The sequence below is a fragment of the Nonomuraea sp. KM90 genome (assembly GCF_052246675.1).
Classification (GTDB): Bacteria; Actinomycetota; Actinomycetes; order Streptosporangiales; family Streptosporangiaceae; genus Nonomuraea.
Genome location: NZ_JBQQCB010000012.1, coordinates 162886 through 175550, shown reverse-complemented (window position 1 = coordinate 175550; position 12665 = coordinate 162886). Strand labels below are relative to the sequence as shown.

Sequence of the window (12665 nt, the reverse complement as noted above, 5' to 3'; positions counted from 1 at the left end):
CCATGACGCTGAACACGATCGCGCAGGTCGTCGGCGCGAGCCTGCACGACGTACGCGACCCGCAGGCGCTGGTGACGGCGCCCTCGGCGGTCGACTCCCGCGAGGTGGTGCCTGGCGGGCTGTTCGTCGCGACGGTCGGCGCCCGCGTTGACGGCCACGACTACGCGGCCGGTGCCGTCGCGAGCGGCGCCGTCGCCGTGCTGGCATCGAGGCCCGTCGGCGTGCCCGCACTCGTGGTCGAGGACGTCGAGCTCGCGATCGGCCTGCTGGCCAGGCACCTGCTCGAACACATCAGCCCGACCGTGATCGGCCTGACCGGCTCCGTGGGCAAGACCACGACCAAGGACCTGCTGGCCCAGGTACTCGAACGGCACGCCGCGACGGTCGCCACCGACAAGTCGTTCAACAACGAGCTCGGGCTGCCGCTCACCGTGCTGCGCGCCGATGCCACCACCCGATACCTGGTGCTGGAGATGGGCGCGGGCCGGAAGGGCGACCTGACGTACCTGACCAGGCTCGCACCGCCCCAGATCGGGCTGGTGCTCAATGTCGGCACCGCGCACGTGGAGCGTATGGGAGCCGGGCTGGCCGGCGTGGCCGAGGCCAAAGGCGAGCTGGTCGAGGCGCTTCCGGCCGACGGGTTCGCATTGCTCAACGCCGACGACCCGTACGTCATGGGCATGGCCGGCCGCACCAAGGCCCCGATCCTGTTGTACGGCAGGTCGTCGGAGGCACAGGTGCGGGCCGAAGCCGTGCGGATGGACGATCGGGCGCGAACCGCGTTCGAGCTGGTGACGCCGTCCGGCAGCGCCCCGGTCGAGCTCGACCTCATAGGCGAGCACCAGGTGAGCAACGCCCTGGCCGCCGCCGCCGTCGCCACCGCGCTCGGTCTGAGCGTCGCCGACATCGCCGATGGGCTGAACGCCGCACAGCGGCGCTCCGCGGGCCGGCTGGAGATCGTCGAACGACCCGACGGCATCACCATCGTCAACGACGCCTACAACGCCAACCCCGAGTCCATGCGGGCCGGCCTGCGGGCGGCCAAGGCCCTGGCCGGCACCCGTCGTACCGTCGCCGTGCTCGGCGCGATGGGGCAGCAGGCGGACGCCTCCCGCGCCCGGCACGCGGAGATCGGCCGGCTCGTCGCCGACCTCCGCTTCGACGTGCTGATCGCGGTCGGAGGAGGGGATCCGCTCGCGATGGCGGAGGCGGCGAAGTCCTCGGACCAGGGCGTGACCGTCCACACCGTCGTGGACGTACCCGAAGCCATCAGGCTGGCCGCCGCGCTTCTCGAACCGGGAGACGTGGTACTCGTCAAGGCCTCCAGCGAGATCGGACTCAGTTCCTGCGCCCGTGCGCTGGCCGTCGCCTGACCGTTGGGGCATCGCCGAGGTGCCCGCCCTGCGCGGCCTCGACCTCGACCTCGACCTCGACCGGACCAGTGGCGGCACCCTCACCGCGGCCGGCACCGGCCGGCCGGCACAAGCTAGCGAAACGGAGTTCCATGCGCACGATCGGTCTCATCGGCGGGTTGAGCTGGGAATCGACGGTGATCTACTACCAGATCATCAACCAGCGGGTACGCGAGCGACTCGGCGGCAGCCATTCCGCCAACAGCCTCATCTGGTCGGTCGACTACACGACCGTCGAGGACCTCATCTTCGCCGACCGCTGGGACGAGGTGAGCACGTTGCTGACCGGTGCGGGCCGGAAACTGGAGGATCTCGGCGCCGAGGTCCTGCTCGTCTGCAGCAACACCTTCAGCCGGGTGAGCGACGACGTGGCGCGGGCGGCGACCGTACCCGTGCTGCACATCGCCGACGCCGTGGGCGCCGAGGTACGCGCCAGGGGCATGCGCAAGGTCGGCCTGCTGGGCACGACCTTCACCATGGAGCAGCCCTTCTACCGGGACCGGCTGGCCGCCCACGGCTTCGACGTGGTCGTCCCGCGGCGTGAGCAGCGCGATCTCGTCCATCGCGTGATCTTCGACGAGCTGGTACGCGGGGTGATCCGGGAATCGTCCAGGGACGCGTACGCCCGGATAGTCGCCGATCTGGCAGCCGACGGCGCCGAAGGCGTCATCCTCGGCTGCACGGAGATCGAGCTCCTGATCAGCGAGAAGGACACCGCCATCCCGCTGCTGCCGAGCGCCCGGCTGCACGCGGAGGCAGCGGCGGGCTTCGCGCTGGCCGACTGACACACCCTCGGCCGCGACGCGATGTGGCGGCCGAGGTGGATCACCACTGTGATGGAGCCGAAGATCAAGCGATCGCCGCGTTGGCCAGGTAGAACATCTCAGCGCCGCTCGTCTGCAGGCCGGGCCTGGATGCCGCGTTCGCGTGGGTGACCGGACGATGCAAACGCCCTGAAGTCCAGCAGCGGGCCCGCGCGCGCATCCAGGGACCACTGAAACGTCAACCCCACCGGCCACCAACCGATCCTACGAGCTCGTCGCCCAGAAACGTGACGCCCGACTTCCACGGCCAGGGCCCGCGCCACGTAGACCGGACAGGTACCGATCGAAGGCGAACATCAAAGAGTGACGCGGCCCGAATGGCGGCTCTCAGACGCGGTGGGTGACGCAAACGGAGACGCTGAAGGTCGTCTTCTTGCCGTTGATCGACGGGAGGTAGGGCGCGTTGCTTCGACCGAACGCGCCACCGGTCGAGGACCCTGTCGACTGATCCAAGCCCCGGCAATGCCAAACGATCTTGGCGGCGAATTGGTGGCAAACAAGCAAAAGGCCATCTCCCGATCTCCGGGAAACGGCCTCTGAACTGGAAAACTCTGTGGGGCTACCAGGACTTGAACCTGGGACCTCTTCCTTATCAGGGAAGCGCTCTAACCGTCTGAGCTATAGCCCCGCGCACCGAACGTTATCGCATCCGTCGGACGGAGGCGAACCAGTTGTTCGGACGAGGAAAAGCTTACCGCGTCCGGCAGGCTGCTCGCGCCGTGCCAACCGAAGGCACGGCGCGAGCATCCGGGCCTACTCGGCCTCGCTGAAGGTCACCTCAACGCCGCCCACCAGGTCAGAGGCGATGTTGTAGATGACCGCCCCCAACGTGGAAAGCGCAGTGATCAGTACGACATTCACGGCCCCGATCAGCGCCGTGTAGCCGAGGATGCGTACCGGCTCGAACCAGGAGGCGATGTCGATCGGGATCGAGCTCTGCCCCTGCTCGCCCTGGCCGAGCTGGTTGACCAGGTCGACGACCGAGTCGAACACGCCCAGGGCCGACAGCACGCCGTACAGCACGGCGACCGCCACGAACAGCACCACGAAACAGACCAGGGAGACCACGAAGCTGAACTTCATGGCCGACCACGGCTCGACGCGGCGCAGGACCAGGTGGGCCTTGCGGGGGAGCCTGCCCCCGCCGGAGTTCGAGGACTTCTTCTTGGAGGACAGCTCGAGGGCCGGCGGGGCCTCGGTGGCCAGCGACGGACGGATGCGTACCGTGTCGTTGCCCTCCGGCTGCTGCCCGCCCTGCGGCGGGGCAGGCGGCGCGCCCGGCCCGGACGGGCCGGGGCCGGAAACAGGACCGGAGACAGGGCCGGGACCCGGGCCCGCACCGGGCGGGCCCGCCTGCTGCGGCGGCGAAGGCTTGTGGTCCTCCTTGCCGGGCCTGGGCCTGCCCTGTGCGGGCGAGGTGTCCTTACCTTCGTCGACCGCGTCGAAGATCTCGGGTTCTGTGGGCTTCTTCGGCTGCTGTCCGTTACCCGAAGCCGCCTTTGTCCTGGCGGTGCCACCCTGGGCGCTCATGAACTACTCTCCTCCCCCGTCTTCCTCACTCTCCACCGAAGTCTCCATCGACTCCGCATTCCGGGCGAGGGCCACCACGCTGTCGCCTTCAGCGAGATTCATCAATCGCACTCCCATGGTCTGGCGGCCGGACTGCTTGATCTCGCCGGCACTCGTCCGGATCACCCCGCCGGCAGACGTGATCGCGAAGACCTCGTCCTCTGGGTTGACCATGACGGCTCCGACCAGCTTGCCACGGGAAGATACGATTTTCGCAGTAAGCACGCCTCTACCGCCACGTCCTTGAACTGGATACTGCTCCACTGGCGTCCGTTTTGCGTACCCAGCCTTAGTGGCGATAAGCACATCTTGACCGTCGGCGATCCGATTCATGGCGAGAAGTTCGTCACCTTCGAGGAACCTCATGCCGATAACACCGCTGGTCGCCCGTCCCATGGGACGAAGTGCCTCGTCGGAGGCGGTGAACCTGATCGACTGCGCTCCTCTGGAGACGAGCAGCAGATCGTCGGATTCGGAGACCAGGCGGGCTCCGATGACCTCGTCGTCATCCCGCAGGTTGATCGCGATCAGACCGCCGGACCTGGGGGAGTCGTACTCGGCCAGGCGCGTCTTCTTCACCAGCCCGCTGCGGGTGGCGAGGACGAGGTAGGGGGCGACGTTGTAGTCGCGTAGGTCGAGAACCTCCATGACTGTTTCGTCGGGCTGCATGGCGAGAAGGTTCGCCAGATGCATGCCGCGGGCGTCGCGACCGGCGTCGGGCAGCTCATATGCCTTGACCCGGTAGACGCGGCCCTTGTTCGTGAAGAACAGCAGCCAGTGGTGCGTCGTGGTGACGAAGAAGTGGTCGACGATGTCGTCCTGGCGCAACTGCGCACCGCGTACGCCCTTACCACCGCGCTTCTGCGCCCGGTAGAGGTCGGTCCTGGTGCGCTTGGCGTAGCCGCCCCGGGTGATCGTGACGACGATCTCTTCCTCGGCGATGAGGTCTTCGATCGACATGTCGCCGTCGTAGGCGATGATCTCGGTCTTGCGCTCGTCGCCGTAGCGGCCGACGACCTCGGCGAGCTCGTCGTTGATGATCTCCCGCTGGCGGGACTCGCTGGCCAGGATCGAGTTGTACTCGGCGATCTGCGTCATCAGCGAGTCGTACTCGTCCTGGATGGACTGCCGCTCCAGGGCGGCCAGCTTGCGCAGCTGCATGTCGAGGATGGCCTGCGCCTGCACCTCGTCGATCTCCAGCAGCGCCATGAGGCCCTGCTGGGCGTGCGAGGCGGACTCCGAGGCCCGGATGAGGGCGATGACCTCGTCGAGCCGCTCCAGGGCCTTCAGCAGGCCGCGCAGGATGTGCGCCCGCTCCTCGGCCTTGCGCAGCAGGTAGCGCGTCCGGCGGACGATGACCTCGATCTGGTGCGCCACGTAGTGCCGGATGAACTGGTCGAGCCGCAGCGTCCGCGGCACGCCGTCCACCAGTGCCAGCATGTTGGCGCCGAAGGTGTCCTGGAGCTGGGTGTGCTTGTACAGGTTGTTGAGCACGACCTTGGCGACGGCGTCGCGCTTGAGCACGATGACCAGGCGCTGCCCCACCCGCGAGGAGCTCTCGTCACGTACGTCCGCGATGCCGGTGAGCTTGCCCTCGCGGACCAGCTCGGCGATCTTCAGGGCGAGGTTGTCGGGGTTGACCTGGTACGGCAGCTCGGTGACGACCAGGGCCTGCCGCCCCTTCTCCTCCTCGACCTCGACCACGGCCCGCATGGTGATCGAGCCGCGCCCGGTGCGGTAGGCGTCCTCGATCCCGCGCCGGCCCACGATCAGCGCCTTGGTCGGGAAGTCGGGCCCCTTGACCAGCCTGATGGAGGCTTCGAGCAGGTCCTCGTCGCCGGCCTCGGGGTTTTCCAGCGCCCACTTGACCGCGGCCGCGACCTCGCGCAGGTTGTGCGGCGGGATGTTGGTGGCCATGCCGACGGCGATGCCGCCGGAGCCGTTGACCAGCAGTTGCGGGAAACGGGACGGCAGGACGTCGGGCTCCTGCGACTTGCCGTCGTAGTTGGGGCGGAAGTCGACGGTGTCCTTGTCGATGTCCCGCAGCATCTCCATGGCGATGGGCGCGAGCTTGCACTCGGTGTAGCGCATCGCCGCCGCCGGGTCGTTGCCTGGCGAGCCGAAGTTGCCCTGCCCGTCGACCAGCGGGTATCGCAGCGACCACGACTGCGCCAGGCGGACCAGCGCGTCGTAGATCGAGGTGTCGCCGTGTGGGTGGTAGGTGCCCATCACGTCGCCGACCACGCGGGCGCACTTGAAGTAGCCGCGGTCGGGACGGTAGCCACCGTCGTACATCGCGTAGAGCACCCGGCGGTGCACCGGCTTGAGGCCGTCGCGCACGTCCGGCAGCGCCCTGGACACGATGACGGACATCGCGTAGTCCATGTAACTGCGCTGCATCTCGGACTGGATGTCCACAGGCTCGATGCGGTCAGCCGGGGGAGTGGTGTTCACGTCCGTCACAGGTAAAGGTCCTTCTAGTGGCTAAACATCGAGGAAGCGCACGTCGCGGGCATTACGGATGATGAAGTCTCGCCGCGCCTCGACGTCCTCTCCCATCAGCACGCTGAACAGGTCGTCGGCCTGCGCCGCGTCGTCGAGCGTGACGAGGCGCAGCAGCCGGGTCGCCGGGTTCATCGTGGTCTCCCAGAGCTGGCCCGCGTTCATCTCGCCCAGACCCTTGAAGCGTTGTACGTTGTCCCGCGGCCGCGGGTCCTGCTTGCCGTTGGCCATGCCCTCCGCGATGACCGCGTCGCGCTCGCTGTCGGAGTAGGCGTAGGAGGCGTCCTCGCCCTTGCGGTCCCACTTGATCTTGTACAGCGGCGGGCACGACAGGTAGACGTGACCGGCCTCGATCAGCGGTCTCATGAACCTGAACAGCAGCGTCAGCAGCAGCGTGTTGATGTGCTGCCCGTCGACGTCGGCGTCGGCCATGAGGATGACCTTGTGGTAGCGCAGCTTGGCGATGTCGAACTCGTCGTGCACGCCGGTGCCCAGAGCCGTGATCAGCGCCTGGACCTCGTTGTTCTTGAGGACCTTGTCGATCCGCGCCTTCTCGACGTTGAGGATCTTGCCGCGGATGGGCAGGATCGCCTGGAAGCGCGAGTCGCGGCCGCCCTTGGCCGAGCCGCCGGCCGAGTCGCCCTCGACGATGAACAGCTCGCACTTCTCGGGGTCGTTCCACTGGCAGTCGGCCAGCTTGCCCGGCAACCCGCTGCCCGACTCCAGCAGCGACTTGCGCCTGGTCAGGTCGCGGGCCTGGCGGGCCGCGATGCGGGCGCGGGAGGCCTGGAGGGACTTGTAGATGATGTCCTTGGCCTCGCCGGGGTTTCGCTCGAACCAGTCGCGCAGGTGGTCGTTGCAGGCCTTCTGCACGAACGACTTGGCCTCGGTGTTGCCGAGCTTGGTCTTGGTCTGGCCCTCGAACTGCGGGTCGGAGAGCTTGACCGAGATGATCGCGGTCAGCCCCTCGCGGACGTCCTCACCGGAGAGGTTGTCGTCCTTGCCCTCCTTGAGGAACTTCTGCTCGCGCGCGTAGCGATTGACGATCGACGTCAGCGCCGCGCGGAAGCCCTCCTCGTGGGTGCCGCCCTCCGCGGTGTTGATAACGTTGGCGAAGCTGTAGACCGACTCCGAGTAGGAGTTGTTCCACTGCATCGCGATGTCGACCGCGAGCCCGTCGCCCTCCTCCTCGAAGGAGATGATCGACGCGTGCGCCGGCTCCTTCTTGGCGTTGAGGTGCTGCACGAAGTCGGCCAGGCCGCCCTCGTAGTGGTAGGTGACGGTGTGCGACTCACCGTTGATGTGGTCGGGACGCTCGTCGGTGAGCGTGATCGTCAGGCCCTTGTTGAGGAAGGCCATCTCCTGGAAGCGGCGCGAGAGCGTCTCGTAGTTCCACGTCGTGGTCTCGAAGACGTCGGGGTCGGGCCAGAACGTGATCGTGGTGCCGGTCTCGTCGGTCTCCTCGCCCTTGGCCAGGGGGGCCGTGGGCTTGGACATCTCATAGCGCTGGCGCCAGTAGTGGCCGTTCTGCTTGACCTCCACCTCCATGGCGGTGGACAGCGCGTTGACGACGGCCGAGCCGACGCCGTGCAGACCGCCGGAGACCGCGTAGGACTGGCTGTCGAACTTGCCACCCGCGTGCAGCGTGGTCAGCACGACCTCGACGGCGGAGCGCTTCTCCACCGGGTGGATGCCGGTGGGGATGCCGCGCCCGTCGTCGATCACGCGAACGCCGTTGTCGGCGAGCAACGTGATGTCGATCCTGCTGGCATAACCGGCCAGGGCCTCGTCCACCGCGTTGTCCACGATCTCCTGGACGAGGTGGTGCAGGCCGCGCTCACCAGTGGAGCCGATATACATACCCGGGCGCTTGCGAACCGCCTCAAGCCCCTCGAGTACGGTGATTGAGCTAGCGTCGTAGGACAACTGCGAAATCCTCCTGCCGCGGACACGCGGCGGGGGAGGCGATCGATTGCAAAAGCTGCCCCTGCCGTGCCCGTCACCGTCGTGAGTGCCCCGATGCGCGGTCACCCAGGGGAGTCGGCTTGCTGCCGGGGTGACACGCAAGCGGACGTGTCCGGAATCCTTTTTCATTCTACCGCTTCCGGAGGGCCAAAGTGGCAATGAACGCGCCTGTGATGCCCTCTAGCTCGTTTTGCCCCCAGGCAAGCATCCCCCCTCCGGAAAGGGGGCTTCTCGCGTCTGCGGCTGTCTGATCGCCCCTCGGCGCCTAACCGTGGCACTGGAAGTGCCTGCTGCGGGCAGCAGCTGGACGCTGCTATCCATAGGTGTCGCCGGGGCCTCGGCTTCCGGTCACCCGCAATCCACCTGATGGACGCGGAGCGTTCTGCGGGCCTCTGACCTTGACTTTCTTGACCGTTCCGTCGCCGAGCTCCTCGTTCAGCCTGCGTACGAGGGTGCGCGCGAGCAGCCGCACCTGCGTCGCCCACGCCGTCGAATCGGCCACCACCAGCACCTCGCCGTCGTCGAACGACTCGGGCTTGGTGTGGGCGGCCAGGTCAGGGCCGACGATGTCGATCCAGCGCCCGAACACCGCGCCGACCGCCGCCGACCGCTCCCAGCCGCGATCGGCCAGCAGGTCGGCGATCGCGCGTCCGAAAAGCTGGGGATCGCCGCCCTCCCGGCTCGGCCCCCTGCTCTTGCGCCTGGGCTCGCGCCGGGGGAGCTGGCCGCGCTTGGCCGCGTCGGCCTTGGCCTGCGCGAGCTTCTCCCTGGCCATGGCCACGCCCTTGGCCGTCGCGTTCTCCCCGCCCCGGCCCTCGCCACCTCCGGTACGCGCCGAACCCGCCTGACCGTCACCACGCCCGGCACGCGCGGAACCCGCCTGACCGTCACCGGACCCAGGACGCGCGCTCGACGAACCGTTCACGTCGTCACCGGACACGGGTCACGCTCCCCTCCGCGACGTCGAACCTGCCCCCGGCCAGCTCCTGCGGCACGTCGTCCGGCACGGCAGCCGTGATCAGCACCTGCTCGGCCGGCGCGACGATCTCGGCCAACCGCCGCCTGCGCTGGCTGTCGAGCTCGGCGAACACGTCGTCGAGGATCAGCACGGGATCACCCCCGTCGGCCCGCAGCAGGTCGTAGGCGGCCAGCCGCAGCGCCAGCGCGAACGACCACGACTCCCCATGGCTGGCGTAGCCCCGGGCGGGCAGATCGCCGAGCCCGAGGATCAGGTCGTCGCGGTGCGGCCCGACGAGCGTCACGCCTCGTTCGAGCTCCGCCGGGCGGACCTCCAATAGCCGCTCCCGCAGACGTTCTTCAAGGGTTTTCCCCAAGTCTGTGGATAACGTCTGTGTATCGAAAGATCCCCGCTCACCGGGGACTTCGCCCTCCGATTCACCCTCAGCCGCATCCCCACCTGTGGACAACGTGCTGCGGTAGGCCAGCGTCGCGGGAGCGCTCGCCGGGGCCAGCGCGGCATAGGCCCCGGCCACCAGCGGGCGCAGCGCCTCGATGAGCTCCAGCCGCGCCCGCAACAACTCGGCACCGTGCCGGGCGAGGTGGGCGTCCCACACCTCCAGGGTGCTCAGCACGTCTCCCGCGCCCGCCGAGGCGAACCCGCTGTCGCTCTCCTGCCGCCGGGGGCTCCTGGCGCCCCTGCGGGCCTGCGCGGCCGTGCGCAGCAGGGCGCCGCGCTGCTTGAGCACCCGGTCGTAGTCGGCGCGCACGCCGGCGAACCTGGGGGTCCTGGCCACCAGCAGGTCGTCGAGGAAGCGGCGGCGCTCGGACGGGTCGCCCTTGGACAGCGACAGGTCCTCGGGGGCGAACAGCACCGTGCGCAGCAGGCCGACGACGTCGCGGGCCCTGGGCACGGGGGAGCGGTTGAGCCGGGCGCGGTTGGCCCGGCCCGGGTTGATCTCCAGCTCGATCAGCGCCCGCCGGTCGTCCCTCTGGACGGCGCAGCGCACGATCGCCCGCGCGGCCCCCTGCCGCACGAGCGGCGCGTCGCTCGCCACCCGGTGGCTGGAGTGCGTCGCGACATAGCCGAGGGCCTCGACCAGGTTGGTCTTGCCCTGGCCGTTGGGCCCCACGAACGCCGTGACGCCCGGCTCCAGGCCGAGCTCCACGGACGCGTAGGACCGGAAGTCGGTCAGCGAGAGGTGGGCGACATGCACCCCACGAAGGTTAGTGGGCCCCGCGGGTCACCGGGGTCACCGGCATGCGTTCCTGTGGAAAACCGTTAGCGATCGATCTCGCGCGGCGGCGTCACGTCAGCGCCGGGCGCGTCGGCGCCCTTGCCGGTGCTGCCCTCCGCCGAGGTGATGGCGTGGCCGCCGAACTGGTTGCGCAGCGCCGCCACGACCTTCATCGCCGGGGAGTCGTCCTGGCGGGAGGCGAACCTCGCGTAGAGCGCGGCGGTGATGACCGGCAGCGGGACCGCGTGGTCCACGGCCGCCTGGACCGTCCACCGGCCCTCGCCGGAGTCCTGTGCGTAACCGCGGAGCTGTTCGAGGTGCTCGTCGTCGTCCAGCGCCCGCACCATCAGGTCGAGCAGCCAGGAACGGATCACGGTGCCGGTGCGCCAGCTGCTGAACGAGCCCTTGACGTCCTTGACGACGTCGGAGGCCTCGAGCAGCTCCCAACCCTCCGCGAACGCCTGCATCATGCCGTATTCGATGCCGTTGTGGACCATCTTCGCGAAGTGGCCGGCACCGACCTCGCCCGCGTGGACGAAGCCGTCCTCGCCCTCGGGCTTGAGCGTCTCGAAGATCGGCATGAGCCGGTCGACGTTGGCCTTGTCGCCGCCGCACATGAGCGCGTAGCCGTTCTTCAGGCCCCAGACGCCGCCGCTGACGCCGCAGTCGACGAAACCGATGCCCTTCGTGGACAGCTCGGCGGCGTGCTTCTGGTCGTCGACGTAGTGGGAGTTGCCGCCGTCGACGACGATGTCGCCCTCGTCGAGCAGCTCACCGAGGTCGTCGACGGTGGTCTGGGTGGGCTTGCCGGCGGGCACCATGACCCAGATCGCGCGCGGCGCCTCCAGGCGCTCCACGAGCTCCTTCAGGCTGCCCACGTCGCTGATGGCGGGATCGCGGTCGTAACCGACGACGTCGTGACCGCCGCGGCGCAGGCGCTCGGCCATGTTGCCGCCCATCTTGCCGAGTCCGACCATGCCGATCTGCATGTCTCCTACCCCCTTGTCAGACTTCCATCATCCCCGATGACAGGTTCAGCCTGACAGGCGGATGGGCATGATCAGGTAACGGTAGTCGGTAACGGCTCCGTCCTCCACAGGCTTGCCACCGGTGAGGATAGCGGGCTTCGTCGATGTGGTCATCTGCAGCCGCGCGACGTCGGAGTCGATCGCCCCCAGCCCTTCCAGCAGGAACTGGTGGTTGAAGGCGATGTTCATCTCCTCGCCCTCGTAGTCCACCGGCAGCGCCTCCACGGCCTGCGCCTCGTCGCCGCTGCCGGCCTCCAGGACGACCTCGCCGCTCCTGAACGCCAGACGTACCGGGGTGTTGCGCTCGGCGACCAGGGCCACGCGCTTGACCGCCTCGACGAACGGGCCTGTGGACAAGTCAGCGCGGGCGGAGAACTCGGTGGGCAGCAGCGAGCGGTATTTGGGGAACTCGGGGTCGAGCAGGCGGGTGGTCGTACGCCGTCCGGCGCTGGAGAAGCCGATCATGCCCTCGCCGGTGCCGCCGGCCGAGCTGAGCGCGACCTCCACCTCGGCGCCGGTCGCGCCCAGGGCCTTGGCCGTGTCGGCGAGCGTCTTGCCGGGGATCATCGCGATGGCGGCGAAGTCGGGCTGGCCCGGCTGCCACTTCAGCTCGCGTACGGCCAGGCGGTAGCGGTCGGTCGCGGCGAGGGTCACCGTGTCGCCCTCGATCTCCATGCGTACGCCCGTGAGCATCGGCAGCGTGTCGTCCCGGCCCGCGGCGACGGCGACCTGGCCCACGGCCGAGGCGAACACGTCGCTCCCGACCCGGCCCGCGGCCGGCGGCATGGCCGGGAGGGAGGGGTAGTCCTCCACAGGCATGGTGAGGAGTGTGAATCGCGCGCTGCCGCACGTGACGACCGCCTTGGCGCCTTCCACCACGAAATCCACAGGCTGTGCGGGAAGCGCGCGCGTGATCTCGGCGAGCAGCTTGCCCGAGACCAGGACGACGCCGGGCTCGCCGGTGTGGAGCTCGAGCGTCACCTCGGCGGAGACCTCGTAGTCGAAGCCGGACAGCTTGAGCCGCTGCTCCTCCGTGACCTCCAGGCGCATGCCGGCGAGTACGGGCACCGACGGACGCGCCGGGAGGCTGCGTGCCGTCCATGCCACCGCCTCAGCGAGGACGTCTCGCTCGATTCGGAACATCACGGTCATCAGCCTCCTGGGTTCGTC

General features: G+C 68.7%; 9 protein-coding genes and 1 tRNA gene. 2 read left to right on the top strand and 8 right to left on the bottom strand.

Going from position 1 to position 12665, the window contains the following annotated elements:
- Positions 1-2: 2 nt before the first annotated feature.
- Together ACTWPW_RS16605 and ACTWPW_RS16600 are read left to right on the top strand one after the other, a co-directional pair.
- Positions 3-1373: a UDP-N-acetylmuramoyl-tripeptide--D-alanyl-D-alanine ligase gene (locus ACTWPW_RS16605; RefSeq protein ID WP_443169194.1), complete on the top strand. Its 1371-nt coding sequence runs from the start codon at positions 3-5 to the stop codon at positions 1371-1373.
- Positions 1374-1504: 131 nt separating this feature from the next.
- A complete protein-coding gene (locus ACTWPW_RS16600; RefSeq protein ID WP_443169178.1) occupies positions 1505-2197 on the top strand; it encodes an aspartate/glutamate racemase family protein in 693 nt (230 codons plus the stop codon).
- 593 nt (positions 2198-2790) lie between these two features.
- On the opposite strand, the gene ACTWPW_RS16595 is transcribed toward ACTWPW_RS16600, so the two are convergent.
- The 8 genes from ACTWPW_RS16595 to dnaN form a co-directional block, all read right to left on the bottom strand.
- Positions 2791-2864, bottom strand: a tRNA-Ile gene (locus ACTWPW_RS16595).
- A gap of 125 nt (positions 2865-2989) precedes the next feature.
- Positions 2990-3766, bottom strand: a complete 777-nt coding sequence (locus ACTWPW_RS16590; protein WP_375110431.1) for a DUF3566 domain-containing protein — start codon at positions 3764-3766, stop codon at positions 2990-2992.
- 3 nt (positions 3767-3769) lie between these two features.
- Complete coding sequence (gyrA, locus tag ACTWPW_RS16585; protein ID WP_375110432.1) at positions 3770-6268, bottom strand: DNA gyrase subunit A; 2499 nt, start codon at positions 6266-6268, stop codon at positions 3770-3772.
- Between the two features lie 21 nt (positions 6269-6289).
- On the bottom strand, positions 6290-8212 hold the full coding sequence (gene gyrB, locus ACTWPW_RS16580) for a DNA topoisomerase (ATP-hydrolyzing) subunit B (protein WP_375110932.1): 1923 nt from the start codon (positions 8210-8212) through the stop codon (positions 6290-6292).
- 373 nt (positions 8213-8585) lie between these two features.
- Complete coding sequence (locus ACTWPW_RS16575; protein ID WP_443169177.1) at positions 8586-9212, bottom strand: DUF721 domain-containing protein; 627 nt, start codon at positions 9210-9212, stop codon at positions 8586-8588.
- Positions 9202-10446, bottom strand: a complete 1245-nt coding sequence (gene recF, locus ACTWPW_RS16570) for a DNA replication/repair protein RecF (protein ID WP_375110434.1) — start codon at positions 10444-10446, stop codon at positions 9202-9204. The genes ACTWPW_RS16575 and recF overlap by 11 nt, the downstream gene beginning before the upstream one ends.
- 65 nt (positions 10447-10511) lie before the next feature.
- Positions 10512-11456, bottom strand: a complete 945-nt coding sequence (gnd, locus tag ACTWPW_RS16565; protein WP_375110435.1) for a phosphogluconate dehydrogenase (NAD(+)-dependent, decarboxylating) — start codon at positions 11454-11456, stop codon at positions 10512-10514.
- A 45-nt stretch (positions 11457-11501) separates the two neighbouring features.
- Positions 11502-12641, bottom strand: a complete 1140-nt coding sequence (dnaN, locus tag ACTWPW_RS16560) for a DNA polymerase III subunit beta (RefSeq protein WP_364111874.1) — start codon at positions 12639-12641, stop codon at positions 11502-11504.
- Between the last annotated feature and the right edge of the window lie 24 nt (positions 12642-12665).